The 26,191-nt window shown below is 69.7% G+C and carries 24 protein-coding genes and 1 pseudogene; 14 read left to right on the top strand and 11 right to left on the bottom strand.

The features are described 5' to 3' along the window. Positions 1-15: 15 nt before the first annotated feature. Positions 16-2,121: a tetratricopeptide repeat protein gene (locus ACQP09_RS09265; protein WP_433397481.1), complete on the top strand. Its 2,106-nt coding sequence runs from the start codon at positions 16-18 to the stop codon at positions 2,119-2,121. Positions 2,122-2,369: 248 nt separating this feature from the next. Next, entirely contained in the window at positions 2,370-3,344 is a 975-nt protein-coding gene (locus tag ACQP09_RS09260) for a glutaminase (protein WP_433397479.1), read from the top strand. A gap of 24 nt (positions 3,345-3,368) precedes the next feature. Here ACQP09_RS09260 and ACQP09_RS09255 read toward each other — a convergent pair whose 3' ends face one another. Both ACQP09_RS09255 and ACQP09_RS09250 read right to left on the bottom strand, forming a co-directional pair. After that, entirely contained in the window at positions 3,369-3,878 is a 510-nt protein-coding gene (locus ACQP09_RS09255) for a pyridoxamine 5'-phosphate oxidase family protein (RefSeq protein WP_433397477.1), read from the bottom strand. A 40-nt stretch (positions 3,879-3,918) separates the two neighbouring features. Continuing rightward, the gene (locus ACQP09_RS09250) at positions 3,919-4,656 is read right to left on the bottom strand and encodes a class I SAM-dependent methyltransferase (protein ID WP_433397476.1); all 738 of its coding nucleotides are present in this window, start codon (positions 4,654-4,656) and stop codon (positions 3,919-3,921) included. Positions 4,657-4,719: 63 nt separating this feature from the next. On the opposite strand from ACQP09_RS09250, the gene ACQP09_RS09245 reads away from it, so the two are divergent. Further along, positions 4,720-4,980 carry a hypothetical protein gene (locus ACQP09_RS09245; protein WP_355870213.1) on the top strand — a complete coding sequence of 87 codons (261 nt, stop codon included), beginning with the start codon at positions 4,720-4,722 and terminating at the stop codon, positions 4,978-4,980. Between the two features lie 46 nt (positions 4,981-5,026). Then, a complete protein-coding gene (locus tag ACQP09_RS09240; RefSeq protein WP_433397474.1) occupies positions 5,027-5,563 on the top strand; it encodes a 2'-5' RNA ligase family protein in 537 nt (178 codons plus the stop codon). 62 nt (positions 5,564-5,625) lie between these two features. On the opposite strand, the gene ACQP09_RS09235 is transcribed toward ACQP09_RS09240, so the two are convergent. Both ACQP09_RS09235 and ACQP09_RS09230 read right to left on the bottom strand, forming a co-directional pair. Next, the gene (locus ACQP09_RS09235; protein ID WP_433397472.1) at positions 5,626-8,514 is read right to left on the bottom strand and encodes a phosphatidylinositol-specific phospholipase C domain-containing protein; all 2,889 of its coding nucleotides are present in this window, start codon (positions 8,512-8,514) and stop codon (positions 5,626-5,628) included. 137 nt (positions 8,515-8,651) lie between these two features. After that, on the bottom strand, positions 8,652-9,047 hold the full coding sequence (locus ACQP09_RS09230) for a hypothetical protein (protein ID WP_433397470.1): 396 nt from the start codon (positions 9,045-9,047) through the stop codon (positions 8,652-8,654). Between the two features lie 192 nt (positions 9,048-9,239). On the opposite strand from ACQP09_RS09230, the gene ACQP09_RS09225 reads away from it, so the two are divergent. Beyond that, positions 9,240-9,932: a hypothetical protein gene (locus tag ACQP09_RS09225; RefSeq protein ID WP_433397469.1), complete on the top strand. Its 693-nt coding sequence runs from the start codon at positions 9,240-9,242 to the stop codon at positions 9,930-9,932. A 91-nt stretch (positions 9,933-10,023) separates the two neighbouring features. Beyond that, positions 10,024-10,296 carry a hypothetical protein gene (locus ACQP09_RS09220; RefSeq protein WP_356750404.1) on the top strand — a complete coding sequence of 91 codons (273 nt, stop codon included), beginning with the start codon at positions 10,024-10,026 and terminating at the stop codon, positions 10,294-10,296. Positions 10,297-10,360: 64 nt separating this feature from the next. On the opposite strand, the gene ACQP09_RS09215 is transcribed toward ACQP09_RS09220, so the two are convergent. Then, positions 10,361-10,726 carry a hypothetical protein gene (locus tag ACQP09_RS09215; protein ID WP_433397467.1) on the bottom strand — a complete coding sequence of 122 codons (366 nt, stop codon included), beginning with the start codon at positions 10,724-10,726 and terminating at the stop codon, positions 10,361-10,363. Positions 10,727-10,841: 115 nt separating this feature from the next. On the opposite strand from ACQP09_RS09215, the gene ACQP09_RS09210 reads away from it, so the two are divergent. The 3 genes from ACQP09_RS09210 (at position 10,842) to ACQP09_RS09200 (ending at position 13,000) form a co-directional block, all read left to right on the top strand. Further along, complete coding sequence (locus ACQP09_RS09210; protein ID WP_433397465.1) at positions 10,842-11,384, top strand: DapH/DapD/GlmU-related protein; 543 nt, start codon at positions 10,842-10,844, stop codon at positions 11,382-11,384. A 283-nt stretch (positions 11,385-11,667) separates the two neighbouring features. Then, positions 11,668-12,126 carry a hypothetical protein gene (locus ACQP09_RS09205; protein WP_433397463.1) on the top strand — a complete coding sequence of 153 codons (459 nt, stop codon included), beginning with the start codon at positions 11,668-11,670 and terminating at the stop codon, positions 12,124-12,126. 44 nt (positions 12,127-12,170) lie between these two features. Beyond that, a protein-coding gene (locus tag ACQP09_RS09200) for an IS5 family transposase (protein ID WP_433406501.1) occupies positions 12,171-13,000 on the top strand; the annotation gives its coding sequence in 2 pieces (ribosomal slippage) (positions 12,171-12,510 and positions 12,510-13,000; 831 coding nt in all). A 16-nt stretch (positions 13,001-13,016) separates the two neighbouring features. Here ACQP09_RS09200 and ACQP09_RS09195 read toward each other — a convergent pair. The 3 genes from ACQP09_RS09195 to ACQP09_RS09185 form a co-directional block, all read right to left on the bottom strand. Next, on the bottom strand, positions 13,017-13,880 hold the full coding sequence (locus ACQP09_RS09195; protein WP_433397461.1) for a SigB/SigF/SigG family RNA polymerase sigma factor: 864 nt from the start codon (positions 13,878-13,880) through the stop codon (positions 13,017-13,019). Positions 13,881-14,084: 204 nt separating this feature from the next. Next, a complete protein-coding gene (locus ACQP09_RS09190) occupies positions 14,085-14,672 on the bottom strand; it encodes a hypothetical protein (RefSeq protein WP_433397459.1) in 588 nt (195 codons plus the stop codon). Between the two features lie 35 nt (positions 14,673-14,707). Then, on the bottom strand, positions 14,708-14,986 hold the full coding sequence (locus tag ACQP09_RS09185) for a DUF5133 domain-containing protein (RefSeq protein WP_433397457.1): 279 nt from the start codon (positions 14,984-14,986) through the stop codon (positions 14,708-14,710). Positions 14,987-15,166: 180 nt separating this feature from the next. Between ACQP09_RS09185 and ACQP09_RS09180 the strand changes: the two genes are divergently transcribed. Beyond that, positions 15,167-15,733, top strand: a complete 567-nt coding sequence (locus tag ACQP09_RS09180; protein WP_433397455.1) for a DoxX family protein — start codon at positions 15,167-15,169, stop codon at positions 15,731-15,733. 386 nt (positions 15,734-16,119) lie between these two features. On the opposite strand, the gene ACQP09_RS09175 is transcribed toward ACQP09_RS09180, so the two are convergent. Then, positions 16,120-16,719: an RHS repeat-associated core domain-containing protein gene (locus tag ACQP09_RS09175; RefSeq protein ID WP_433397454.1), complete on the bottom strand. Its 600-nt coding sequence runs from the start codon at positions 16,717-16,719 to the stop codon at positions 16,120-16,122. Between the two features lie 316 nt (positions 16,720-17,035). Continuing rightward, entirely contained in the window at positions 17,036-20,293 is a 3,258-nt protein-coding gene (locus ACQP09_RS09170) for an RHS repeat-associated core domain-containing protein (RefSeq protein ID WP_433397452.1), read from the bottom strand. A gap of 665 nt (positions 20,294-20,958) precedes the next feature. Here ACQP09_RS09170 and dusB point away from each other — a divergent pair. Continuing rightward, entirely contained in the window at positions 20,959-22,107 is a 1,149-nt protein-coding gene (dusB, locus tag ACQP09_RS09165) for a tRNA dihydrouridine synthase DusB (protein WP_433397450.1), read from the top strand. A 41-nt stretch (positions 22,108-22,148) separates the two neighbouring features. Here the strand turns inward: dusB and ACQP09_RS09160 are convergent, their stop codons facing one another. Continuing rightward, on the bottom strand, positions 22,149-22,904 hold the full coding sequence (locus tag ACQP09_RS09160; RefSeq protein ID WP_404057733.1) for a GntR family transcriptional regulator: 756 nt from the start codon (positions 22,902-22,904) through the stop codon (positions 22,149-22,151). Positions 22,905-23,169: 265 nt separating this feature from the next. On the opposite strand from ACQP09_RS09160, the gene ACQP09_RS09155 reads away from it, so the two are divergent. From ACQP09_RS09155 to ACQP09_RS09145, 3 genes and pseudogenes are all read left to right on the top strand, one after another. Further along, positions 23,170-24,348 carry an ABC transporter substrate-binding protein gene (locus ACQP09_RS09155; protein ID WP_433397448.1) on the top strand — a complete coding sequence of 393 codons (1,179 nt, stop codon included), beginning with the start codon at positions 23,170-23,172 and terminating at the stop codon, positions 24,346-24,348. Continuing rightward, a complete protein-coding gene (locus tag ACQP09_RS09150) occupies positions 24,348-25,295 on the top strand; it encodes an ABC transporter permease (RefSeq protein WP_433397446.1) in 948 nt (315 codons plus the stop codon). Before ACQP09_RS09155 ends, ACQP09_RS09150 begins: the two co-directional genes overlap by 1 nt. Further along, positions 25,283-26,155 (top strand): annotated as a pseudogene (locus ACQP09_RS09145) (ABC transporter permease); the annotation flags it as partial. The gene ACQP09_RS09150 and the pseudogene ACQP09_RS09145, both read left to right, overlap by 13 nt. Positions 26,156-26,191: the final 36 nt, after the last annotated feature.

Genomic DNA, 26,191 nt, shown 5'->3' with positions numbered 1-26,191 from the left:
GCTGACCCGTCCTCGGTGTCCGCAGGCAACGGCGGCATCGGGGTCGGCGGAAACGTCGAGAGCAGCGCTGTCGGACCGCACAGCACCGTCAACATCTTCCACACCCCTACCCGCCCGGACAAAGCCATGTCCTGGCCGGTGGTAGTGGGCACCATTCCGGTACTGGCGACGGCTTTTCAGCCACGCAGCACCGTGCGCCGGCAGGTCAACGACGCCCGTGACCACGGCCACGCGGTCGTCCTGACGAGCGACAGCACGACCACGCGAAACCGTGATGACCCCTCGCCCCGGCCGACCGCGCCGCTGCCGGTGCAGGTGATGACCGGCGGTGGCGGGGTCGGCAAAACCCAGCTTGCCGCCGACTACGTCCGCACAGCTCTCACCGACGGCACGGATCTGGTGCTGTGGGTGCCTGCCACCGACGCCCAGCAGATCCTCACGACCTACGCGAAAGCCGCCCACCGTGTCCGAGCCCCCGGCCTCACCGGGACGGACCCGCAAGCCGACGCACAAGTCTTCCTGAACTACCTCGCTACCACCCACCGCCGCTGGCTAGTCGTCCTCGACGACATCACCGACCTCGACACCATCGAACCCTGGTGGCCCGACAGCCACCGCTCCACCGGCTGGGTCCTGGCCACCACCCGCCTCAAAGACCCCCGCCTGACCGGTGGGAACCGCACCCGTATCGACGTCGATGTCTACACCCCTGAGGAGGCCGTCGCCTACCTCACCCTGCGACTCGCCCACGACCGCACCGCCCACCTCCTCGACGATCAGGCCCTTGCCCTCGCCCAGGCGCTCGGCCACCTTCCCCTCGCCCTGAGCCACGCCGCCGCCTACATGATCCGCGAGAAGACCACCTGCACCGCCTACCTCAGCCAGTTCACCCAGCGCGCCGCACATCTGGACGAACTCCTGCCGCACTGGGCGGACACCGAGGGCTACGGCCGGGAGATCACTGCCACCCTTCTCCTCGCCCTTGAAGCCACCGACCGCGACTCCCACGGCCCTCTCGCCCGCTCCGTCCTCCACCTCATCGCACTCCTCGACCCGGACGGCCATCCCGCCAGCCTGTGGACCGCCCCCACCCTCAACACTCACCCGGACACCAGCCACGACACACAAGCCGTGCTTCGTCTTCTTGACCGGTATGCGCTGATCACCTATGACCAGCGTGCGGAACCGCGGGCTGTGCGCATGCACGCTCTGACGGGGCGGGCGGTACGGGAGTCGCTCACCGCCGACGAGTTCGCCCGGGCAGCCAGAGCGGCGGCCGACGCGCTGCGGGAGGTGTGGCCGCAGGTGGACCAGGTACGTCCGGACCTCGCCGCTGTCCTGCGTGCCAACACCGACGCACTCGCCGACCATGCCCCCGACATCCTCTGGGACCCGGACGGGCATCCGGTCCTGTTCCGGGCCGGCATCAGCCTCCGTGACACCGGCCTGGCCGCCCCGACCATCACCTACTGGCAAGCCATGGCCACCGCCAGCCGGCAACGCCTCGGTGAGGACCACCCCGATACCGTGACTGCTCGTGCCAACCTCGCCTCCTCGTACTGGCAGGCCGGGCGGACCGGGGAGGCGGTGGTGATCGAGGAGCGGGTGGTGGCCGACAGTGAGCGGCTGCTCGGTGAGGACCACCCCTCCACCGTGAGGGCCCGGGCCAATCTTGCCGTCTCGTACGGGCAGGCGGGGCGGACTGGGGAGGCGATCGAGTTGTTGGAGCCGGTGGTGGCCGACCGGGAGCGGCTGCTGGGCGAGGACCACCCCGAGACCGTGCTGGCCCGCGCCAATCTCGCCGCCTCGTACGGGCAGGCGGGGCGGGCCGGGGAGGCGATCGTGATCGAGGAGCGGGTGGTGGCCGACCGGGAGCGGCTGCTCGGTGAGGACCACCCCGACACCGTGAGGGCCCGGGCCAATCTCGCCGTCTCGTACAAGCAGGCGGGGCGGTCCGAGGAGGCGATCGAGCTGTTGGAGCGGGTGGTGGCCGACAGTGAGCGGCTCCTCGGTGAGGACCACCCCGACACCGTGGACGCGCGCCAAGTTCTCTCAAAATGCAGAGAGCCGGGGTGGTTTCTGAGAGTGGTACGCAGGCTGAGCCGGCGCGGTGGGCGGTGAGGGCCTCGCGGTAGCCCTCGGGCGGATCCGGTCGGTTGCGGAGCCGGGGTGGCGGCCGCTGTAGGGGTGAGGCCGGTCCCCACGCACGCGGGCGCCAGGACGTACCAGGGTCCGTACGTTCGCGCCTCGCCCCCGCTCGTTGGCCGCCGCAACCAGCTTCGGCGCGCTCCAGCGCAGCTGGCAGACTGGGGGCGACCTCGATCCACCTCCGTACGCCGAACGCCGAACCGCCCCCGTCAGGAAACGCCGTGCCCCACACCTCCGCCGCTCCTCGGATCGGCACTCCGGCTCCGCGCCCGCGCTCCGGCTCGCACCGGTTCTCCTCGGTGATCAGCCGGATCGCCGAGGAGATGAGCACACTCGACGACCACGGCACGCCCGCCGACTACATACCGATGCTCGCCGACGCCGATCCCCGGCGGTTCGGCATGGCAGTCGCGGAGCCGGACGGGACCGTCTACGGGGTCGGTGACTGGCGGCAGCCGTTCTCGACGCAGTCGATCTCGAAGGTGTTCGCCCTGGCCCTGGCGCTCTCCCTGGACGGCGGGCAGCTCTGGCAGGGCGTGGGGCGCGAGCCGTCGGGCAACCCGTTCAACTCGCTGGTGCAGCTGGAGTACGAGAACGGGATTCCGCGTAATCCGTTCATCAACGCCGGCGCGCTGGTCGTGACCGACCGGTTGCAGGCTCTGACCGGGGACGCCGCCGGTCAGGTGCGGGACCTGTTGCGGGCGGAGAGCGGCAACGCGGCCATCGACTTCGTCCCGCAGGTCGCCGCCTCCGAGGCGGCCTTCGGGGACCGTAACGCCGCGCTGGCCCACTTCATGGCCTCGTACGGCAACATCACGCTCCCGGTCCCGGTCCTGCTCGCCGCCTACTTCCGGCAGTGCTCCATCGAGGCCTCGTGCGCGGACCTGGCCCTCGCCGCCGGGTTCCTGGCCCGGGGCGGTGTCCGGGCCGACGGGGCGGCGCTGCTGACCCGCAGCCAGGCGAAGCAGGTCAACGCGGTGATGCTCACCTGCGGGACGTACGACGCGGCCGGGGAGTTCGCCTACCGGGTGGGGCTGCCGGGCAAGAGCGGCGTCGGCGGCGGGATCATCGCCATCGTGCCCGGCGTCTGCACCCTGTGTGTGTGGAGCCCGGGGCTCGACAAGCGCGGCAACTCGGTGGCGGGTGTGTCGGCCCTCGACCGCTTCACCACGCTCACCGGCCTGTCCGTCTTCTGACGTGCTACTTCCGTGCTGCCGGGCCTACTTGGTCCAGAACTGGCGCGGTGCGAAGCCCTCGCGCCGTAGCCAGTGCTCCGTATAGACGATCCGCTCGGCCTCGATCACGACGAGAGGGCCGGACGGGGGTTCGTCGAGCGAACGCGACCGTTCGACGTGGTCGGACTGCCAGCGGAAGGCCGGCCAGTAGTGGGCGAAGTCGGGGTCGTCTTCGCACAGCACGCGAGCCTGCCCGAAGAGCTGGGCCCCCCGGCTGCTGGCCTGTCCGACCAGCGGGGCGAAGATCCCCACCGATACGCGTGGATCGGCGGCGAGGTTCCTCATCTTCGGGGAGCCCGGAGCCGTACTGAACATCACCGCGAAGTCGAGGGAGAAGTACCGCACGGGCGTCGCGAGGGGACCTTCCGGGCCTGCCGTCGCGATCACGCACATGTTCTGCGTCGACAGCAGGTTGCGTATGCGTTCTTCCAGGCGCTCACGATCGAGACGCTTCCTCGGCGACGGGCCGGCCAGCCACGGATTGGTCACAGGCATGATCGAGTCTCCCACGCCTTGTTCTCCGGCCGCCCTGCTCTCAGGACTTCAGGGCGACGAGGCGGTATTGAGGGTCCGGACGGGCCACGTCCTGGTCCGGCAGTGCGGCGAGCCGTCGCCGTACGTCGGCCACCTGGTCCGGGGACGCGTCGGCGCACCAGAAGATGAGTCCCGCGTCGATCGCCTCGCGCCAGCTGCGCGGGCTGCGGCCCTGGCCGATGCCCGGGAACTCCGTACGGCCCGTGGGCTCCAGCCCCAGGTCCGCCGCCGCTGCGAACACCCGGGCCGAGCGGTCGGACACGCGAGGTGCGTACCGGTGCCGCAGCTCCGCCGTGATCCGGCCGATGTCGCTGTCCTCCGTGAAGTACGCGTCGTTCTTGTCGACGGTGGTGATCAGCACGCCGCCGGGCCGCAGCACCCGGGCCGCCTCGGCCAGCACCGGTTCGGGGTCCGGCAGCAGATGGAGCAGCCAGACGATCACGACAGCGTCCACCGAGGCCGCCGCGAAGGGCAGCCCGGTGGCGTCGCCCCGTACGACACCTCCCGGCATCCGCCGCCCGGCCAGGCCCAGCATCCCGGGCGAACGGTCGACGCCCACCACCGTCCGCCCCGGCCGCCGCAGCCGCTCGGTCACGATGCCCGTGCCGCACGCGATGTCCAGGACCACGCCCGAACCGCCCGGCAGGAGCCGCTCCACCGCGTCGGCGGCCGCGCGGGCTCTCGGTTCACCGCCTCGGGACGCGTCGTAGTGCCGGGCCTCTTCGTCGTAGTCGAGCATGTCCTCATCCTGTCCTGGCGGTTGCCGCGGTTTCGAACAGTCTCCCGGGGGCAACCGGCCGCCATGGAGACCAACGGAACCACCGAAGAAGCGCCGGTGACCCAGGGGGACGAGCACCATGTCCTCCTCAGCGCGGACACCAACGGCGACGGCAAGCCCGACGTGTGGATGACGGACACCACCGGTGACGGCGTCGCGGATCTCTACCAGTTCGACACCACCGGCGACGGCACGATCGACGTGACGGTGGTCGAGGGGGCGGAGGAGCCCGGCACCGACCGGCTGGTGATCGAGGGCGACGGCGGTCACCCGCAGGAGGTCTGAGGCCGTACGGAGGGCAAGCGCGGCACCACGGTCGTACGCTGCGCTGGTGCACAGCATCGAGCTCCTGCCGGACGAGGCGACCGAGCGGGTCGTACGGCGCGTGTGGCGGTCCATCGCCGACGAGGGCCTGCCCAGCCAGGCCGGCCACCGCCACCCGACCAACCGGCCGCACCTCACGCTCGCCACGGCGGAGGTCGTGCCGCCCGCCACCCGTACCGCACTGGCGGAGGCGCTCGACGTACTGCCGCTGCCGTTCCACCTGACCGGGCTGCTGCGGTTCTCCGGCCGGAGCAACGTGCTGGCCTGGGCGGTCCGGCCGGACGCGGCTCTGCTCACGCTGCACGAGCAGGTGTGGCGGATCCTGCGCGAGGCCGACGGCGACGGCCGGTCCCATCCGCTGCTCGCTCCTGGCCGATGGGTCCCGCACATCACGCTCGGCCGGGGGCGCGGTGCCGTCTGGCCCGGCCCCGACGGCCGGTGGCTTCCGCCGGGGGCGGCGGCGGTAGCGGGACGGTGGGCCGAGGCCCGTACGTACGACTCGACGAGCCGGACGACGGCGGGCATCGGCCCGGACGTGCGGTGAGCCGGGTGCCCCGGAACGAAGGGTCCCGGGGCACCCGGCACCGTACAAGGGCGTACGCTGCCTCAGCTGCCGGCCGGCCTCGGCGCCACCACGCAGTTCGACTTGCCCGACTCCAGCGCGCCGTTGACCGCCGTCATGCAGAACTCGTAGTTCCACGTCCCGGGGACCAGGAACGCGATCCCGTGGTTCGTCTCCGAGATGACCGACTCGTCGGCCGCCGACTGGCTGCCGTTGTTGATGTTGCGGATCCACACCCGGTAGCCGGCCGCCTGCGCTGAGCCCTTCCAGCTGAGCTGGACGGTCGTCGCATCGGTCGAGACGACCTTCAGGCCCGTCGGAGCGGGCGGTGTCCCCGCGCCGACGACGACGGGCCGGCCGAGGGCGGGCAGTCCGCCGCCCGCCCGGTTCCAGGTCTGCACGGCCAGGGTGTAGCGGTGGCCCGGCTTCAGCCCGTCGAAGTGGAGGGCCTTGTTCCGGGTGCCCACCGTCTGGACGAACGCGCCCGGGGTGTCCTGGTCGTACGCGATCACGCCGTAGCGGTCGATGGAGTCGGTGTACGGGCCGGTCGGCGCGCCCCAGGCGAAGTCGATGCCGGTCGCCGTGGGGCGGGTGACGATGCCGACCGGTCCGGCCGCCGTCTTGGGCCGGGCCGTGGCGCTGACGGTGGACGACCAGGCGGAGCTGGTCGCTCCGTTGTCCGTACGGACCTGGTACTCCCATTTCTGGCCGTCGGCCACCCAGGTGGTGTCGAACCGGTTGCCGATGGAGCGCGCGGTGCTCCAGTCGGGCAGCCCGGCCAGGCGGGAGCGGACCTCGTACCCGTACGCCCCGAAGACCTGGTCCCAGGTGACCACGATCCCGCTGTCCGCCGAGGTGGCCTTCACGTTGCCCGGGGTGCCGGACGGGCGGGCCGGGCCGGTGGTCGGGACGCTCGGGGCGGCGGAGCCGATGCCGAACTCCTTGTGCAGGGTGGACCCGAAGGCACCGGCGATCTGGTACTCGCCGACGGCGTTCGGGTGCAGGCCGTCGTAGGCGGCGGGGCAGGAGGCCGGAGCGCAGTCGTAGGCACCGGCCCAGTCGACGAGCTTGACCGGCGAGGAGGACGAGTGCCAGCCGGGGATGGCCTCGGCCAGCGCCTTGTTGTACGCGGTCGTCTTGGTGATCAGGTCGTCACGGCCGCCGATCTTCGCCCGCTGCGGGACGTTGGCCACGGCGAACTTGATGTTCGGCTTGGCGGCGCGGGCCTCGTCCACCAGCTTCTTCATGCTGTCGAGGGTGCCGCCGGCGTCGCTGACGAACCAGCCCATGTCGTTGAAGCCGAGGCCCACCAGCAGCAGGTCCGGCTGGTACTTCGCGACCTGCTCCTTGATCAGGGACTTGTCCTGGGCCGCCTGCCGTCCCCAGACCGCGAAGTGGTCGCTGTCGAAGTCCTGCGCGTCCTTGGCATACGCGCCGGAGGTGCGGGGCGGACCCGCCGCCGGTTCCGGCTCGCCCTGGAGACGCGGCGGCTGCGGGGCGGACGGGGTGTCCTGGGGCTTCGTACCGCTGTACGGGCCCACGAAGTCGACGGCGATCCGCTGGTCGCGGAACCACTGCCAGAGCCGGTAACGCCAGGTGTAGTCCCCTTCGTGGCCCTGGGACATGGAGTCGCCGACGACCATCACCTTGCGGGTGGAGCCGCCGGTCTCGTTGCGGCCGATGATGTCGTCGATGAGCTTCCCGCCGGGGAAGTCCATCATCACGACGCCCATCCGGTCCAGGCCGGACCGGCCGCCGAACTTGTCGCCGCGGTCCGCGTGGAACTCCGGGCACCGGTCGTTCTCGCCCTGGAGGCACTGCCGCAGGAAGGAGTTGACCCCGGTCGCCGTGGGCGTGCCGCCCGCCACGGTGTAGGGGTGGGCGCCCCCGCCTGTACCGCTGGTGTAGTTGATGTACAGCGCGCCCGGCTTGTACGGGTACTCCTTCTCACCGGGCCGTGAGGAGTCCCAGGTGCCGTTGGTCTTCCGCAGGTGGGCCCGGACCTTCTCCCACTTGCCGGCGATGTCGCTGATGGTGTCGACCTCGTACGCGTCCTGCACGTACTCCTCGTTGGAACCGCCGGCCGGGTACGGCTGCTTGATCCCGAACCCGTCGTAGATGCCGCCCTTCGTGGCCCGGTAGCCCATCAGGACCACCTTGCCGCGCACCTCACCGAGCGAGGGGACCTGGCCGGCCTGGCTCTTTCCGGTCACCGAGGGAGCCCAGAACAGGTCACGCCAGGCGGTGGACTTGGTGCTCTCGTCGCCGTCGCCGGTGTAGGAGCGGCCGTCGAGGTAGGAGTCGAAGACCTTCTTGCGCCACTCGTCCGTACGGTAGCCCTCGGCGTCCTCGCAGCCGAAGGCGCCGCCGTCGCACTCGGCCTTCAGATGCAGGAGCACCGTCTCGTCGGGCTCGTCGCGCAGGAAGTCGCGGGTCGCGTTCAGGACGTCGGTGAAGTTCGCGTACTGGTAGGCGGCGCCGTGGTGGATCGTGAACTTCAGCCCCTCGTCGCCCTTGTCGAGCCGGACCCTGATGTCGAGGGCCCGGATACCGGCGCGGAACTGGGTGGTCAGCGTCTGCGCGCTGAACCCGTGGTTCTCCTGCGTCTGCGTGATGCTGGTGGCGATGCCTCCGCACTTCCCGGTCTTCGGGTCCCGCTCGCCGCAGAGCGCGAGACTGTCGTGGGTGCCGGGCACGGAGAGCCAGGACAGGCTGGTGCCGTCCGCGATACGGGACATCCAGTCGACGTTGGACGCGGAGGCGCTGGTGATGCTGTTGTAGGCGTCACTCGCCTGCGCGGGTGTGGCGGAGAAGGTGAGCGTCGAGAGGGAGAGGGCCAGGGCGAGCCCGGCCCCGAAGAGGGTTCTCCGGCGCCTGGTCCGGCCTCTCGTCGATCGGTCGTCGGGTCTCTTCCGTAGCGGGAACGGGGACATCGGCACCTTGTCGGGGCGTGACCACGTGGGACGTGATCATCGGATGGGACATCCCGAGTCTGGCAGCGCAGCAGGACGGGAGACCTGGCCCCGAGAAGCTGTAACCAAGATCACCTGATGGGTGATCAAGTTTATTTCTACTCGCCCGGGTTGGTGCGTGGCTCCGTCCGGTGGTCGAAGTACGCCCACGCGAAGATCCCCAGCAGCGCCACACCGCCCATGGCCGCGTAGTGCACCCCGGCGGGCGCGCCCCGGGTGAGGAATCCGGTGACTCCCGCGGCCAGCGCACCGACCAGCATCACCATACGGCTGGCGAAGTACTGATCCGGGGCGGTCATCATGTTCCCCTGGCGTTCCGAGAACAGGCCCTCCGCGGCCGCCTTCACCGGACGCTCGGCACCCCGGCGCTTCTTCGCCCGGTACTCCAGCCCGTAGCCGATCAGCAGGTAGAGCACCATGACCACAGCGGCCCCCGCCCAGTCGGACGGGTCGTCCGAACCGCGCCACGCCGACACTTCCAGACCAGAGCTCATCGACGGCCCCCTTTCCGTACCGGCCCCTGTGCCCGGTCCGCGGCGGCGCATGTGAGCCAACTTCCGCCTGACGCAAGGCCGTTCCGGAGGATTTCGGTGGGCGGACCGGCCGGGGTGCGGATGCTCGGCGGGGTGCTGAAGGCCCCAGGGGGTAGGTGCCCGGAAAGAGAACGCGGCGGAGGGGGACCGGCCATGTCCGGGGCAACGGAAGAGGCGCGTACGGAGTCGGGGCGCGCGGGTGCGGTGGGAATGGTCCTCGGCGTTCTGGCGGCGGCGGCGCTGGCAGGCTTCCTGGTGGGAGCGATCCTCGGTGACGGGAGGGCGGGCGTCTCCCAGGGGCTGACGCTCGCCGCCGTCCTCGTTCTGCTGGCCGCGTTCGTGGTCGCCCTGGCCTGGTGGCAGACGCGTCGCCGGGCGGCGAGGCTGGGGCTCGGCACGGCCCGGTACATGAAGGTGGTCCGCCGGATTCGACGCGGTGAAATACCGGAGGACCCGGCGGAGTTGCCGGCCGCGATCGACAGCGCGCGGCGTGCGCGGCGTGCGTTGAACCTCCAGGACAGCCGTTTGACATGGTGGTTGCTGGGAGGCCTCGCCCTGCTGTGGCTCGTGACCGGCCTGCTCAAGGCTCTCGACGGGCACTACGTGCGAGCCGGCTACAACCTCGTGCTGGCAGGGCTGCTCCTGGTCAACCCCCTGACCATGCGCCGGCAGCGACGCCGCCTCGAAGCCGTCGAGCGAGCCCTGCGCGACCGCGGCCATCTGCGGGGCTCGTCCGACGGCACCGAGGAACCTGCCGGGCGCGCTCCCGCCGGGCCCGGACGACAGGGGGGTGGCCGCCCGGAAGATGCTGCCGCACCGGATGTTCCTGGCTCTGAGCCCAAGTAGTGGTGTCAGCAAGGAACTTCGGGGCATCCGAGGGACAGGCCGGTCCGCATCGGGATCGGGTCTCGGTGCGACCGTCCCGAAGGAGTGGCAGATGACTACGCAGTACGGCAACCAGCCGACCGGTCAGCAGAACCATGGCACGCCTCAGCGCGGGGCGAGCAGCAACGTGCTCAGCATCATCGCCATCGTCCTGGGCGTGATCGGGTTCATCATCCTGCCGATCGTCTTCGCGCTGGCCGGCCTGGTGATGGCCATCATCGCCAAGACCGTCCGGCACGAGCGGCTCTCCACGGTCGCCATCGTCGTCAGCGCCATCGGGCTGGTGGGCGGCATGATCCTGGGCGCGGTCCTCGCCAGTATGTGAGTGAGCCGGAGAACGCGGAGGAGCCCGGGGCGGACAGCGCCCCGGGCTCCTGGTCTGCGTACGCTCAGCGCGCGGCGGAGTCGGCGAGCTGCTTGATCTTCTCGAAGGGGTAGCCGCCTACGGTCACGACGACCAGGGCGTACGCCGCGAGGGCGACCAGCCCCCAGGTGGAGACCGACGCGCCACCGCCGCTCAGCAGGACGCTCCCGAGGGGCACCAGGGGAGCGAAGCCGAGGACCGCGGCGCCGGTGCACCAGAAGGCCACCAGGTCGTCGGCCCGCTTCCGTAGCGCGGGATCCGACCTCACCGCGGCGGGAACCTCGTACCCGGCGAACCGGTCGCAGACCTGGCCCCGGTACCCGGCACGGGCGGCCAGCGAGGCGGCCGCGCCCAGCAGGGCGAAGCAGCCGAAGAGAAACAGATGGGCCATGCGCACCTCACGGTCTGGTCGTGCCGGGGAGGCCCTGCGCCTGCCTTCCGCCGGCCCTCGTCGCTTCACGAGAGCATCCCCATCCTCGCAGCGGGCGGGTGGCAGGGTGGTGTCCATGCCCAGCGACCGTCTCATGCGCATCCACAGCCCCGAGTTCCAGGCCATGGCCGCCAGGGTCCTCCGCGCCACCGAACTGACCTCCCGGCTGAACGTCCTGCCGTTCGAGGACGAGGAGGGCAAGGCGGCCCTGTTCTCACAGATCCTCGGCGGGCCTCTGCCGCCCAGGACCACGGTCTACCCGCCCTTCTTCACCGACCACGGCCTCCGTCTCGACCTGGCCGACCGGGTGTTCATCAACCAGAACTGCACGTTCCTGGACTACGCGGGAATCCGGCTCGACGAGCGCGTGATGGTCGGCCCGAAGGCCACGTTCATCACCAGCGGCCACCCGGTCGACCCGGAGGAACGCCGCCACTACCTCACCGGTGGGCCCATCCACGTACAGGAGAACGCCTGGATCGGCGCCGGCGCCACGATCCTGCCGGGCGTCACCATCGGCAGGGACGCGGTGATCGCGGCGGGCGCGGTGGTGGCCGAGGACGTCCCGGCGGCGACGTTGGTGACCGGCCCGAAGGCCACGGTGAACCGCGGGTGGTGAGGGGCGTGCTCGGACGGCACGTGGGCCGCCCGTGCGCATGGTGGAGGCTGCTGGAGCACCGGGTGCACCAGAGCTGGACCGGTGGCGACGGGCGGCACTTCAGTAGGGTCTCGATGTGCGCGATGTACGGGTGGTTCTGATCGGCGGGACGTCGAACGTCGGAAAGTCGACCGTTGCCGAAGTGGTGGCGGAGAGACTCGGGTTCGCGTACCTGAGCACCGACGGGTTGGCCCGGCACCCTGGGCGACCCTGGAGAACCCCGGAGCGGGAGGTGCCGGCGCACGTGGCTGAGCACTACGGATCACTCACGGTTGACGAACTGATCGCGTCCGTTCTCGGCCACTACGATCGGCTGTGGCCCCGTATCGAAGAGTTGATCGCGACCCACACGGCCGAGGGCCATGGCCGGACGGGCATGGTTCTGGAGGGGGCGGCACTCTGGCCCGCCCACGCCGCGAGGCTCCAGGCCCCGCGCACGGCCGCCGTGTGGCTCACCGCCGACAACGCCGTCGTACGCGCCCGCGTCCGCGCGGCGGGCCGCTACGACGAGGCAACGGCCGAGGAGCAGACCCTGATGGACCAGTTCCTGGCCCGCACCGAGCGCTACCAGACACTCATGACCGAGGCCGTGGACAGGCTGGGCCTGCAACGTATCGACGCGGGCCGCGGACAGTCCGCCGAACAACTGGCCGACCAGGTGCTCACGGCAGCCGCCGCACAGACCACGGCGGGACGGCCCTAGGCAGTGTCTTCAAATGATCACCGCTGGTGGATCATGGTGTCGTGATACGTCGCCATGAACTGTCGGATGCCGAGTGGGAGTTCGTCCGGCCGCTGCTGCCCGCGTCGTTGCGGGGACGCAAGCGGTTGGACGATCGCAGGGTCCTGAACGGGATCGTGTGGAAGTTCCGGACCGGGACGGCCTGGCGGGACGTGCCCGAGCGCTATGGCCCGTGGGCCACGCTGCATACGCGTTTCCGCAGGTGGGCGGCGGACGGGACGTTCGACCGGATGCTCCGCGCCGCCCAGGCGAAAGCGGATGCGGCGGGCGACGTCGACTGGCTGGTGTCCGTCGACTCGACGATCGTCCGCGCTCACCAGCACGCGGCCGGGGCCCGAAAAGGGGGCTCCGCGACCCGGCCCTCGGCCGGTCAAGAGGCGGTCTGACCAGCAAAATCCACCTGGCCTGTGACGGGCGGGGCCGACCCCTGGCATTCGTGGTCACGGGTGGAAACACCAACGACTGCACCCGGTTCACCGCCGTGATGGAAGCGATCCGCGTGCCCCGGATCGGACCCGGCCGTCCCCGGGTCCGGCCCGATCACGTCCTGGGCGACAAGGGCTACAGCTCGAAGGCGATCCGCGCCTGGCTCCGTCGCAGGGGCATCGCCCACACGATTCCCGAACGGGCCGACCAGGCCCGCAACCGGGCCCGGCGAGGCAGCCGCGGAGGCCGCCCGCCGGCCTTCGACCGCGAGGTCTACAAGCACCGCAACGTCGTGGAACGGTGCTTCAACCGCCTGAAGCAGTGGCGCGGGATCGCCACCCGGTACGACAAGACTGCCGAGTCCTACGAAGCAGCTGTCACGCTCGCGTCACTCCTGATGTGGGCGTGACATTTGACGACAGGCCCTAGCCGAGCATTCCGGCGCGCAACACCGCCAAGGTGCGCTTGAGGATGCGCGAGACGTGCATCTGCGAGACGCCCAGGTACGCGCCGATTTCCGTCTGCGTCAGTTCCTGGCCGTAGCGCAGCCGCAACACGGTTCGCTGGCGGTCGTCCAGAGCTGCCAGGAGAGGCGCGAGCGTGTGCAGGTTCTCCACGTGCTGCAGCCTGCTGTCCTGGTCGCCGAGCGTTTCGGCCCAGCTCGGCGTGGTGCTCCCGGCACCGCTGGTGCCGGCGCTGGTGCCCAAGGGCGCGTCGAGAGAGTCGGCGGCGTAGCCGTTGGCCGCGATCAGCGCCTCTGCCACGTCGTCCTCGGGCAGACCCAGATGGACGGCCAGCTCCGAGGTCGTGGGCGCGCGGTCGAGATGCACGGCCAGATCTTCGTGGGCGGCCTTGATGGAGGAACGCAGTTCCTTGAGGCGCCTGGGTACGTGGACGGACCAGGTGGTGTCACGGAAGAAACGCTTGATTTCGCCGCTGATATAGGGGAGCGCGAAAGCGGGGAAGTCCACCTCGCGGGAGAGTTCGAAGCGCTCGATGGCTTTGATGAGGCCGATGGTGCCGACCTGGAGGATGTCTTCGAACTGCCCGGCCTGGTGGATGCGGTAGCGCCTTGCGGCGAACCGCACCAGGTTCATATGGATCTCGACCAGCGTGTTGCGGACGTACTGGTGTTCGGTGGTGCCCTCCTCCAGTTCGGCAAGGCGCGCGAAGAGCAGCCGGCCGATCTCTCGGGAGTCCTTCGGCGACGGGGCCCGCCGGCCCTGGCCGGGCGGGAAGTCGTCCGTCGTCGCACGAGCTGCGGACGGATTCCCGGTGCGAACCTTCATCAAGCATTTCCTTCGGGTGACGAGAATACCTTCACATCGAAACCTACCTGGTCCGGAGAGGAATTCTCTGACGCCATCGGGAATGCGAAAGAATGGGATGGAGTGATGAACGCGCGGGCGTACCGGAGAGGATCACGTAGGAAAAGTGGTTACCCGAAATTCCCGAGGTGATGATCCGGGGTGGTGATTCCGAGGGGAGCGCCCTCAGGGGCCGGACAGCGGCACGGCCACGGTGATCGTCTTGCCGCCGGTGGGCAGAGCCTGGACGACGACCTGGTCGGCGACCTTGTTGATCACCCACCATGCGAGGCCGGCGAGGCCGGTGCTTCCGGGCGTCGGTGCGCGCGGGCAGAGAGGAAGGATCTCCTCACAGGTGTCGGTCACGGTGATGGTGACCTCGTCGCTGTGCAGGAGGCACACGAGGAAGCAGCCGGGGGAGTGCGCCTGGTGGGGGAGCAGATCGAGGGAGTCCTCGGGATGGTGGCGCGCATCGGGGGAGTCCTCGGGATGGTGGCGCGCATCGGGGGAGTCCTCGGGATGGTGGCGCGCATCGGGGGAGCCCTCGGGATGGTGGCGCGCATCGGGGGAGTTCTCGGGGTGGTGGAGCACATGCCCGACGAGCTCGGAGGCGACCAGCATCGCGTCCTCGAAACCGGCCCGGTGCGCCCGGAGGTAGTGGTTGTCCGGCGAGCACAGCAGAGGGTGGAGAGCGAACTCCACTTCCCTGCGCGCCTCGGCCGCCGAGGCCGGCCAGCACACGTGACCGGCCGCGCCCGCTTCGTTTCCCGTCACGGAGCGTTCACCTGGCTCTCTCTGCCTCGTGGCGCTCAGGGAGCGAAGGGGTGTGAGGCGGATCCAGGCGGCGTGTTCCGCTGTCCCGGGATCTGAAGTACGGGTTGCTGATCCGTGGTTGAGGTCCGCAGGATGGCTTCCGCCGCGAGCAGAGCGTCCTGGACGGTCCGGGTGCCGGTGCTGACGCACAACGTGTACGTCACGTCCTCCAGGCTCCGCTGCAGCTCGTAGTGGGAGTCCTGGGAGTGTTCCAGCTGCAGCTCGTAGTAGCGGGCCAGCAGCGTGCGAATCGTGTCCGGGCGAGGGAGCAGCATGTGTCACCATCCGTCACATCGATCGTGTCACAGCCCTTGTGCCCCCTGTGGCCGCTCCCATCCCGGCGAGATGCCTCGTACGCCCGGACGGGCGGGTGTCGACCGGAGCCGGCCACGCGCTTCCCGAGCGTGCCGCAGTCGGACGGGTGTGACCCGCCGCGGACAGGGCAGCCGACGCACATGGCTGTTCTGCGCAGAGTCGCCCGGCCCTTGCTGGCCACGAAGTTCATCCGTGACGGGTACACGGCGGTACGCCACCCCGTCCCCCGGGACCACTCCGGTGGCACCGGCAACGATCCGGTCGCGAGACTCGCCGCCCGGTACTCCTTCCTCCCGGACGACCCCGAGCAGCTCGCCCGCCTCCAAGGCGCGGTGCAGCTCGGCGCCGGAGTCCTCCTCGCGCTGGGGCGCGCGCCACGACTGGCGTCGGCGGCCCTCGCGGTGACGCTGGTGCCGGCGGCCCTGGCGGCCTACTCCGACGGAGCGGCCGAGGATCCCGACGAACGTGCGGCCCGACGGGCCGAGTTGCTCGCCAACGTGTCCCTGGCCGGAGGCCTCCTCATCGCCGCGGCCGACACCCACGGCCAGCCCTCGCTCGCCTACCGCACCCGCCACGCCGCGGACCACGCGTCCGACGCCCTCACCCACCGGGCCCACGCCGTCGCCGACCGGCTCGGCGACGTGACGGATACGGCGGTGCACACCGTCACGGACTCCGTCGCGGCGGCCCGCAAGCACCTTCCCTGAAACACCTCGTACCGGTGACCGGCTGGCAGCGGGACTGCGGCACGGCGCACCACGCCGCTGGTCCTGTGCGGAGCCGGAATAGGGGCCCATCGCCGTCACGGCGATGGGCCCCTCTACTTTCATGGGCTTGAGCGAGTTGCGGGGGCAGGTCACGGGCACTGACGCCGTTTGCTGATGTGAGCGGCCTGTCAACAGGTGCCGGCCACGCCGTCCGGCGAAGACTCAGCGAGCCCCGGACCGTTGACGGTCCGGGGCTCACAGGCTGTTCGAGGCGCTCGTCCGCAGGTCGAACGCGAGGTGCTCGATGTCGGTGAAGCGCACCTCGTCCAGGGTGCCGACGCGACGGCCGCCATCCTGGAAGTACACCTCCCTGGGCGCTCCGGCCATCAGCCTCGGGAGATCTCACCCACGACATACGCGCCAGCCGAGATGAAACAGACCACGCCTACCCCCAGGAAGAGGAATCGGGTGACAGACTTGCCGATCACCGCGTTGCGCTCGTCCTGTCGCGCCGCGATCATTCTGCCCTGCGCCCGGGATGCGTAGATTCCGATGGCGACGAACAGCACTCCGAGCAGCACGAGCACGACAGCGACAATCATGATGAGCCTCCTGATCTGGAATTGCCTGTTGACGAAGTCTTCGGCGGCATGGCTCCCGAATTCCGTCGCCGCGTAGCAGCCGACTCCGACCGCCAGGCCCACGCCGCCGGTGGTGACGCCGAAGGCGGCTGCCGTAGCCCCGCAGGTGGCCCCTACGAGCGCGCCGCCAGCCATGCCCGCCAAGCCGGCAAAGCCTGCTTTCGTATCACCACTGGCGAAATCGCCTACGACTCCGGTGGGGTCGATGCGGTTGACGGGGTCGCCTTCGGCGTAGAGGTAGGGGTTCTTTTCCTGGCCGGAGGGGTCGGAGGTGGTGAAGCGGCCGATGTTGGGGGCGTAGTAGCGGCAAGGGCCACCCTGCCATATAGGCAGGATGGCCCTCACTTTGGGACTTTATCGCGCGGAAAATGGGTCGTCGTTCGCCCTACCTCCGATGGATCTGGCTACAGCCTCGTGAGCGTCGGAACCTCGGTGCGCAGCAGATCGAACTCAACCTCCACGACTCATGCGGGCATGAACCTGCATTCATTGCAAGGAATCCCTGCTGGCCCTGATTCCTCAGCGATCAGTCGGCGATAATGTAGCCATACCAACATCCGAGGGCGATCACAGCTATGTAGAGGGCGATCTTCCACCCCTTTTTCCCCATGCGAAATCCCTTTCAGTTTCGCGTTCTCGATGCTTTAAAGCGTACGCTTGTTTAACTCCCTTGGAAGCCTCCAACCGGGTTGGCGCATTCCCACAGGTCCGAAGCCTCCTCCTTCAAAGTTCCGTCTTCGGGTCCGCTATCTGTGGCCGAGTTGTACGTGTAGCACGCCGCGACGAAGGCGGGCGCAGGCTTTGCCCCCTTGATGACCGCCTTACCTGCCGAGACGATGGGTGAGTACCAGGCCAGTCCTGTGGGGTCGATGCGGTTGACGGGGTCGCCTTCGGCGTAGAGGTAGGGGTTCTTTTCCTGGCCGGAGGGGTCGGGGGTGGTGAAGCGGCCGATGTTGGGGTCGTAGTAGCGGGCCGCGAAGTGGTACAGGCCGGTGGGGTCCTGGTAGCCGCCGGCGAAGCGGTAGGGCTGGGGGACCTGTTCGGTCGTGCCGGCGCGCTGGACGCCGCGGGGGCTGTAGGCGTACGTGTTGACCTTCGTGCCTGCTTCGTCGGCCAGGGCCACGACGCTGCCGAGTGCGTCGGTGAGGTAGTAGTGGTTCTTCCCCCCGCGGGTCATGGAGTTCAGGGTGCCCCCGGGCTCGCGGTTGAATCCCGTGTCCACTCCGGCTGTTGAGGTGGCGGAGAGGCCGAGCGGGCCGTTGTGGAAGAAGGTGTCGCCGAGCTTGATGCGTTCGGACTGGTCGGTGGAGCCGTACTGGCCCGTGTAGGTCTTGCCGCCGGTGGTGATCGACGTCATCTGGGAGTGGTCGGTCCACTTGATGCCGGTGCGCGTGGTCTCCGGGGTGGAGGCGGCGGCGGTTTCGTTGCCGATCTGGTTGTAGGACCAGTTGGTGGTGGAGCCGTCCTTCGCGGTGATCTGCTGGGCGTCGTTGATGGTGTAGGTGGTGCCGCGCGGGCAGCCCTTGTCGGTGCCCTGGGAGGTGAGGTTGCCGGCGAGGTCGTAGCAGTACTGCCAGGAGGAGTTGAGCGTGCTGCCCTTGTTCTCCGCCGCGTAGGAGAAGCGGCCGGCGCTGTCGTACTCGTAGCTCGTCTTCGTCCCGGCGACCGCGTCCGTGGTGGTGCGGATCTTGCCGCCGTCCTTGCCGTCCGAACGGGCGTAGGTGTAGGCGAGGTCGACCAGGGTGCCCTTGGAGCTGGTGGCCTTGATCTTCTCCGGGCGGCCGGACTTGTCCGGCGTGACCGTGTGGACGGTGTTGCCGGGGTAGGTGGTCGTGGTGCGGACGTCGTTCTTGTTGTACGCGTACTTGGTGACCTTGCCCGCCGGGTCCTTCAGCTCGGAGAGCTTGTTGACCTTGTTCCAGGTGTAGTCGGTCAGGCCGGCGGGGTCCTGATAGGTGTCGACGTTGCCGGCCGGGGTGTAGGCCAGGACCGTCTGCGAGCCGTTCTGCAAGGTGCGGACCGTCTCGCGGGAGAGCGGGTCGAACTCGTACGTGATGACGCCGGTGCCGTCCGAGCGGAGGGTGAGGTTGCCGTCACTGTCGTACTCGTAGGTGACCGTCTGGTAGTTGGAGGAGTCGACCTTCTTCACCCGGTCGCGGTGGTCGTACTCGTAGGTGATGGTGATCCCGCGGGCGTCCTTGGCGGAGATCACCCGGCCGAGGTCGTCGTACTTGTAGGTGGTGGTGCCCAGCGGCGCTGGGGCCTTCACCGTCTTGAGGTTGCCCTGGGCGTCGTAGGTGAAGTTCGTGGCCACCGACTTCGAGGCGGTCATCTTCGTGGTGACCTTGCAGATCTGGCCCTCGAAGCCGCCGCAGGTGGGGGTGGCGGGGTTGTAGTCGAAGGACTGGTTGCCGCCGCCCGTGCCCTCAACGGCGACGGACTTGGTGTTTCCGGCCGTGTCGTAGGTGTAGTCGGTCTTCTCGTCGTCCGCCGTCGTCGACCGGGCGGGCCGATCCGCGCCCGCGATCGTCTGGTAGCCCTCCACGGTCGCCGATGCCCCGGTGGGGAGGGTGGAGCCGGTGGGGTTGTTGCGCGAGTCCCACCCGTACGTGGTGACGTTGCCCGGGGTGCTGCCCACACCCATGGCGTCGGTGGCCTCCTCCACGTTCCGGTTCGCGTCGTACTTCTTGGAGCGCGTCTGCTGGAGTGCGTCGGTGACCTTGGTGACCTGGCCGTCCGCGTCGTGCTCGTACTTCGTCGCGTGGGTCTCGGGGTCGGTGACCGTGGTCGTACCGGCATCGCCGTGCGAGCTGGCGGAGTAGGCGTAGGTCCAGGTCGGGCCGGTGTGGCCGGAGCCGTTCAGCTCGGTGGCGCGGAGCATCGAGGTGACGCGGTTCTGGTCGTCGTAGGTGAAGACCGTCACCCGGCCCTTCGGCGTGGTGATCTTCGTCAGGCGGCGCGAGGAGTCGTAGCCGAAGACCGTGGCCTTGCCCTCGGTGTCCGTCGTCTTCGCCAGGTCACCGGCCGGGTTGAGGTCGAAGACAGCCGTGCGGCCGGTGTGGTCCTTGGCCTGCCACTGGTTCGGATACGTCTTGACCAGATCCACCCACCGCCCGGAGCGGGCCTCCGTGATCTTGAAGCCCTTGTGTTCCGAGCCCTCGTCGTGCTGGGTGACCGTGATGGCCCCCTTGTTGCGGTCGGTGACCTTCGTCAGCGTGCCGCCGGAGTCGTAGGTGTCCTTGGAGCCGGACTTACGATCGGTCAGCGTGTACGTGCCGTCCGCGTTCTTCTTCAGGTCCTTCGAGTAGCCCTTCGGCGTGGTGAAGGTGCCGTCGGCGTTCTTCGTGAAGAACGCCGCGTCCCCGGTGGCACCGTAGAGGACCACCTCGTTCGTGAAGACGTGGAGGTACCGCTCGTACTCCTGCCACCACCGCTGCGACACCTTGCCCCACGGGGCGTCCAGCGAGTTGTACGTACGCGCCAGCCGCAGCTTCTGCCCCACACCGGCGACATCGAAGTCGGTGCCGGCCAGCATCAGGTTGCCGTTGGAGTGGTTGACCCGGGCCACCAGCGAGTCCGTGACCCGGACGTCGGAGATCTGGTGCCAGGGCACCGCCCCCTGCCCTTCCGGCACCCAACTGCGCACACCCACCGACGAACGCGCCGCAGGCGACGAGGTGCTGCCATCGGTCCGGGCCTGCTGCTTCTGTGCGGCCCGCCAGGCGGCCTCCGCCGCCGATGGCGCGGACTCCTCGACGTTGGCCGGCGGCTTGGTGGTGCCGACCTTGACCGGCGGTATGGACTCCGGATCAGCCTTCTTGCCCCACACCGACGCCGCAGCCGGAGCCGGAGCCGGGGTCGGGTCCTCGCCCGGCGCGGCCAGCGCCGGCAGTGCGGAAGCGCCCAGCGCGGCCACCACCAAGGCCGCCGTCAGAGCACTTCTGTGAGATGTACGAGATGTACGGGCACGCCGAAACGGCGTGCCGGAAGCACGCGAAACCATGCGATCCCCCCGCGGGATTCGTAGACGCGGTGACCTCCCCGGGCCACCGGAAGCCCACACGCTGCCACGGGTCCTTCACGCGACACGAACAAGTTCTCGACGAGAAATGCGTAAACGCGCCAGAACAAGCCAACTTGACTGCCCGATTCCTCCCGGAACGGTGTCCAGCTCCGCCTCTCTTTCCATGTGGCAACTGTTTCGGTGTCAACGAAATGGGGCTGAAAACCGACCGCGTGAGCGGATATTCCTCATGGTCGAACGCGTGAACAGTCAAGGTCGGGTAGAGAAGCCGCATGGTGAGGTGGGGGAGCATGGAGCGGGGCGGATCGAGGGTGTGGCCCGGGTCTCGCGGAACCGACCGGTCAACCTGTTTGGTCGACGCCGCGCTCTGCTGGTCGCACGGGATCGCCATGGCCACAGGCCGCGCCGCGTGATGACGGCCCGGGAGCCGCGGTCGCGCCGCCTGGCCATCGCGTTGCGGCCGCCGCCCCCACGTACGCGAAAGCCGAGGTCGCCGCCACCCCTCCCGCCTACGCGGAAGCCAAGTCAGCGACCCCTCCCACGTACGCGACAATGGAGCAATGACCACGCTCGCCCCCGCCCTCCCTCAGCTCCGTATCGGCCCGCACACCGTGCAGCCGCCCGTGGTGCTCGCGCCCATGGCCGGGATCACCAACGCCCCGTTCCGCACGCTGTGCCGGGAGTTCTCCGGCGGCAAGGGGCTGTTCGTCAGCGAGATGATCACCACGCGGGCGCTGGTCGAGCGCAACGAGAAGACCATGCAGCTCATCCACTTCGACGCGACCGAGACGCCGCGCTCGATCCAGCTGTACGGGGTCGACCCGGCCACCGTCGGCAAGGCCGTCCGCATGATCGTGGAGGAGAACCTCGCCGACCACATCGACCTCAACTTCGGCTGCCCGGTCCCCAAGGTGACCCGCAAAGGCGGCGGCTCCGCGCTTCCGTACAAGCGGCCCTTGCTGCGCGCCATCCTCAAGGAGGCCGTCTCGGGCGCCGGGGACCTGCCCGTCACCATCAAGATGCGCAAGGGCATCGACGACGACCACCTCACGTTCCTGGACGCCGGCCGCATCGCCGTCGAGGAGGGGGTGACGGCTGTCGCCCTGCACGGCAGGACCACCGCTCAGCATTACGGCGGCATCGCCGACTGGGACGCCATCGCGCGGCTCAAGGAGCACGTCCCGGAGATTCCGGTCCTCGGCAACGGCGACATCTGGTGCGCCGACGACGCCCTGCGGATGATGCGCGAGACCGGATGCGACGGCGTCGTGGTCGGGCGCGGGTGCCTCGGGCGGCCGTGGCTCTTCGCCGATCTGGTCAACGCCATGGAAGGGCGTACGGAACGGCACGCGCCGACCCTGCGCGAGGTCGCGGACGTCATGGTGCGGCACGCGACGCTGCTGGGGGAGTGGATCGGTGACGAGGCGCGGGGCGTCATCGACTTCCGTAAGCACGTCGCCTGGTATCTCAAGGGTTTCGCCGTCGGCTCCGAGATGCGCAAGAAGCTGGCCATCACCTCCTCGCTGGAGGAGCTGGCAGGTCAGCTGCACGAGCTGGACCTCGACCAGCCCTGGCCGGACGGCGCCGACGGACCGCGCGGGCGGACCTCCGGCAACAACCGGGTCGTCCTGCCGGACGGCTGGCTCAAGGACCCGTACGACTGCTCCGGTGTGAGCGCCGACGCCGAGCTGGACACCTCCGGCGGCTGAGTCCGTACGCGTACGAGGCGGACTGAGCACCCCGAAGCCGGTCAGCCCCGTACGTCCGGCCCCGCCCGGCGCTCCAGCGGGGCCGCGCCCGCCGAGTTCATCACGTTGAAGACGACGCTGCCCGCCCGGTAGCGGTCGTCCGTCCACTCGATGGCCCGGCCCGCCGCCGTGTACGTCAGATGGCGCTGGCGCAGAAGCGGGCTCGCCCGGCGCACCCGCAGCAGGCGCGCGTCCTCGCTGCCCGCCGCGACCGCGTCGATCAGGTGCTCGCCGTAGTGCGCGACGATGTCCGCGCGCTCCGCGATGCTGTCCATGATCGAGACGCAGTCCTCCGGCAGCTCCAGGACGGCCGGAGCCACCCAGTCCGCGTACACCGTCCGCTCGACCATCACCGGCTCGCCGTCCAGGTGACGCAGGCGCAGTACGTAGAGGACCTCGGCTCCCGGGTCTGCGTCCAGGCGCTCCGCCTCCTCGTCGGTCGCGGTCCGCACCGTGCGGGTCAGGATGCGGCTGGTGACCTCGCATCCCATCGCCTGCGCCCACTGCGCGAAGCTGTTGAGCTGCTGGAAGCTCTGGCGGCGCTCCTGACGGAGGACCACCCGGCGCGCCCCTTGCCGGGAGCCGATCAGGCCCTCGGAGGCCAGCAGCGCCACCGCCTGGCGGACTGTGCCGCGCGATACCTCCCAGCGGGCGGAGAGGTCGCTCTCGGACGGCAGCCGGGAGCCGAGCGGATAGGTGCCGGTGCGGATGGCGTGCCGCAGCGACTCGGCGATCTCCCGGTAGCGCGTAGCGCCCACACGTCCCCCTCGGCTTCATATGAACCGCGTGTTGTGTACAGGTCCGCTCTTCGGTCACGGTCCTGCCACTCACTCTAGCGTCGCCGCAGCGCGTTTCGATGCGCGGTCGTTATCTACCACAACCCCTGAATAGTGGGCTTTCCTCTTCCCGCCCTCTTGCGGCAGCAGACATGGGACGTTAACTTCCCGGACACCTGGCCCGGGCGAACTGGTGCCAGCTTGTATGAACAAGTGGCCCTCACGCTTCGCTTCAGGGAGACCTACCGTGCGCAGAGCCCGACCCCGTCCCCGTCTTCGTGCCAACAGCCGTGCCGTTGCCGCCCTCGCCCTCTCCACCGCCGCCCTCACCGCTCTCACCGCGTGCGGCGCCGCACCCGAGGAGGAGGTCACGACCGGTGCGAACGGGGTGAAGTCCACCGAGGCCACCTCGGTCGCCGACTTCGGCGGGCTGGAGAAGCTGGTCGCCGCCGCCGAGAAGGAGGGCGAGCTGAACGTGATCGCCCTGCCGCCGGACTGGGCGAACTACGGCGAGATCATCAAGAGCTTCCAGGCCAAGTACAAGATCAAGATCAAGAGCGAGAACCCGGACGGCTCCAGCTCCGACGAGATAGCCGCCGTCAAGTCCCGCAAGGGGCAGAAGCGCGCCCCCGACGTCCTCGACCTCGGCATCGCCTTCGCCCGCAGCGGCGCCGCCGAGAACCTCTTCGCCCCGTACAAGGTCGCCACCTGGGACAAGATCCCCGACAGCCAGAAGGACGCCGACGGCCGCTGGTACAACGACTACGGCGGCTACGTCTCCATCGGCTGCGACGCCGCCCGCATCAAGACCTGCCCCGAGACCTTCGCGGACCTGCTGAAGCCCGAGTACAAGGGCAAGGTCGCCCTCAACGGCAACCCGACCAAGTCCGGTTCCGCGTTCGGCGGTGTCTACGCGGCGTCCCTGGCCAACAAGGGCTCGTTCGGGGACATCCAGCCCGGCATCGACTACTTCGGCAAGCTGAAGAAGAGCGGCAACTTCATCCCCGTCGAGTCCACCCCGGCGACCGTCGAGAAGGGTGAGACGCCGATCAGCATCGACTGGGACTACCTGAACGCCGGGTACGCCGACCAGTTCAAGTCCAAGGGCGTCGACTGGAAGGTCTCCGTACCGAAGGACGGCGTCTACGCCCAGTTCTACTCGCAGGCCATCAACAAGGACGCCCCGCACCCGGCGGCCGCCCGCCTGTGGATGGAGTACCTGTACAGCGCCGAGGGCCAGAACCTGTGGCTGAAGGGGTACGCCCGCCCGGTGATGCTGCCCGCGATGACCGAGGACGGCACGGTCGACAAGACCTTCGTCTCCAAGCTTCCGGCCGTCGAGGGCACCCCGACCTTCCCCTCCTCCGAGGAGCTGGACCAGGCCAACGCCACGCTCTCCGAGAACTGGGACAAGGCCGTCTCCTGATGACCGCCTCCCACCCGTCCGCCGCCCCGGGACCCGGGGCGGCCCCCGCGAAGGCCGGCCGGAAGGCCGAAGGCCGCAGGGCCGACGGCCGTACGCGCCGCCGCCGGCGGGCGCCCCGGGCCTGGTTCGGCGCGCTCCCGCTGCTCGTCTTCGCCGGGCTCTGCTTCGGACTGCCCGCCGGCGCCCTGCTGTACGGGGCCGTCACCCGTACCGACCCGGTCGCCGGCACCACCGAGTTCACCGGCGAACACCTCCAGCGCTCGCTCCAGGGGCCCTACCTCACCTCGCTCACCGGCAGCGTCGAACTCTCCGCGCTGACCGCAGCCATCGCCACCGTCTTCGGCGTCCTCATCGCCCAGGCCGTCGTCACCTCCCGGCGCGGCGCGCTGCGCGGGGCCGTGCTCACCGCCTCCGGGGTGCTCGCCAACTTCGGCGGCATCCCGCTGGCCTTCGCCTTCGTCGCCACCCTCGGCATCTCCGGTGTGGTCACGCAGCTCGGCCACCTGGACGCGCTCGGCTGGAACCTCTACTCCTTCACCGGGCTCACCGTCATCTACCTCTACTTCCTCATCCCACTCATGGTGATCGTCGTCGTCCCGGCGCTGGACGGACTGCGCCCGCAGTGGCGCGAGGCCGCCCGCAACAACGGCGCCACCGCCTGGCAGTTCTGGCGGTACGTCGGACTGCCGGTGCTGGCACCCTCGCTGCTCGGCGGGTTCGTCCTCCTCTTCGGTAGCGCCTTCGCCGCGCACGCCACGGCCGCCGCCCTCGTCGGCGGCTCCGTACCGCTGGTCACCCTGAAGATCGCCGACGCGCTCTCCGGGAACGTCCTGGTCGGCCAGGAGAACGTGGCCCTGGCGCTGAGCCTCGACATGATCGTGATCGCCGGACTGGTGATGGCGGTCTACCTGCCCCTCCAGCGACGGAGCTCCCGATGGCTGCACTGACCACCGCCGCCCCGGCCACCGAGGCGCCCGTCCCGGTGAAGACCGCCCGCCGTCCGCGCCCGCGCTACTGGCGTGGAGCCGTCCTGGCCGTCGCCGGGCTGTACTTCATCACCCCGCTCATCTCCTCGTTCGTCTTCACGGTCCACGTACCGAACCAGGGCCTCACCTTCGAGGCGTACAGCGGCATCCTGTCCGCCGACGGCTTCACCGAGAGCCTCTTCCTCTCGCTCTCGCTCGCCGCCGCCACCATCGCGCTCGCCCTGCTGCTCGTCGTTCCGGCGCTGGTCGCGGTGCGGCTCGGACCGCCCCGGCTGCGGGCCGTCGTGGAGATCGTCTGCATGCTGCCGCTGGTGGTGCCGCCGATCGCGCTGGTCACCGGGATCGCCACCGTGCTGCGCTGGGGGCCCGACCACTTCTCGCGGACCCCGCTCTACCAGACCTTCCTGGCCGTCCAGAACGAGTCGTTCCCGGTGGTGCTGGTCCTCGCCTACACCGTGCTGGCGCTGCCGTTCGTGCACCGCTCGCTGGACGCGGGGCTGCGGGCCGTGGACGTGCCCACGCTGGTGGAGGCGGCCCGGAACTGCGGGGCGAGCCGGCTGCAGGTGATCGTCAGCGTCATCCTGCCCAACCTGCGCTCCTCGCTCGCCGGGGCCTCGTTCCTGACCCTGGCGCTGGTGCTCGGTGAGTACACGGTCGCCTCGCTGCTGGGCTTCCGGCCCTTCGCGGTGTGGATCGTCACCGTCTCCGGTGCCGAGGCCCGGATGTCGGTCGCCGTCTCGCTGCTCTCGCTCCTCATCACCTGGGCCCTGCTACTCATCCTCTCCCGCGCCGGAACCGGTTCGTCCGCCTCCGCCACCGCGATCCCGGCCGGTCCGGCCACGGTGATCCCGGCCGGT

This window comes from Streptomyces sp. CA-146814, from assembly GCF_050942385.1.
In the GTDB taxonomy this organism is placed as follows: Bacteria; Actinomycetota; Actinomycetes; order Streptomycetales; family Streptomycetaceae; genus Streptomyces.
The sequence above is the reverse complement of the archived record's forward strand: the minus strand, read 5'-3'. Positions and strand labels throughout refer to the sequence as shown.

Excerpts from the sequence above, each read along its gene's own strand:
- ACQP09_RS09250 (WP_433397476.1), bottom strand. The coding sequence starts at position 4,656 with ATGCTCGACTACGACGAAGAGGCCCGGCACTACGACGCGTCCCGAGGC.
- dusB (WP_433397450.1), top strand. The coding sequence starts at position 20,959 with ATGACCACGCTCGCCCCCGCCCTCCCTCAGCTCCGTATCGGCCCGCAC.
- ACQP09_RS09180 (WP_433397455.1), top strand. The coding sequence starts at position 15,167 with ATGGCTGTTCTGCGCAGAGTCGCCCGGCCCTTGCTGGCCACGAAGTTC.
- ACQP09_RS09150 (WP_433397446.1), top strand. The coding sequence starts at position 24,348 with ATGACCGCCTCCCACCCGTCCGCCGCCCCGGGACCCGGGGCGGCCCCC.
- ACQP09_RS09225 (WP_433397469.1), top strand. The coding sequence starts at position 9,240 with ATGTCCGGGGCAACGGAAGAGGCGCGTACGGAGTCGGGGCGCGCGGGT.
- ACQP09_RS09210 (WP_433397465.1), top strand. The coding sequence starts at position 10,842 with ATGCCCAGCGACCGTCTCATGCGCATCCACAGCCCCGAGTTCCAGGCC.
- ACQP09_RS09245 (WP_355870213.1), top strand. The coding sequence starts at position 4,720 with ATGGAGACCAACGGAACCACCGAAGAAGCGCCGGTGACCCAGGGGGAC.
- ACQP09_RS09220 (WP_356750404.1), top strand. The coding sequence starts at position 10,024 with ATGACTACGCAGTACGGCAACCAGCCGACCGGTCAGCAGAACCATGGC.
- ACQP09_RS09235 (WP_433397472.1), bottom strand. The coding sequence starts at position 8,514 with ATGTCCCCGTTCCCGCTACGGAAGAGACCCGACGACCGATCGACGAGA.
- ACQP09_RS09185 (WP_433397457.1), bottom strand. The coding sequence starts at position 14,986 with ATGCTGCTCCCTCGCCCGGACACGATTCGCACGCTGCTGGCCCGCTAC.
- ACQP09_RS09195 (WP_433397461.1), bottom strand. The coding sequence starts at position 13,880 with ATGAAGGTTCGCACCGGGAATCCGTCCGCAGCTCGTGCGACGACGGAC.
- ACQP09_RS09230 (WP_433397470.1), bottom strand. The coding sequence starts at position 9,047 with ATGAGCTCTGGTCTGGAAGTGTCGGCGTGGCGCGGTTCGGACGACCCG.
- ACQP09_RS09255 (WP_433397477.1), bottom strand. The coding sequence starts at position 3,878 with ATGCCTGTGACCAATCCGTGGCTGGCCGGCCCGTCGCCGAGGAAGCGT.
- ACQP09_RS09215 (WP_433397467.1), bottom strand. The coding sequence starts at position 10,726 with ATGGCCCATCTGTTTCTCTTCGGCTGCTTCGCCCTGCTGGGCGCGGCC.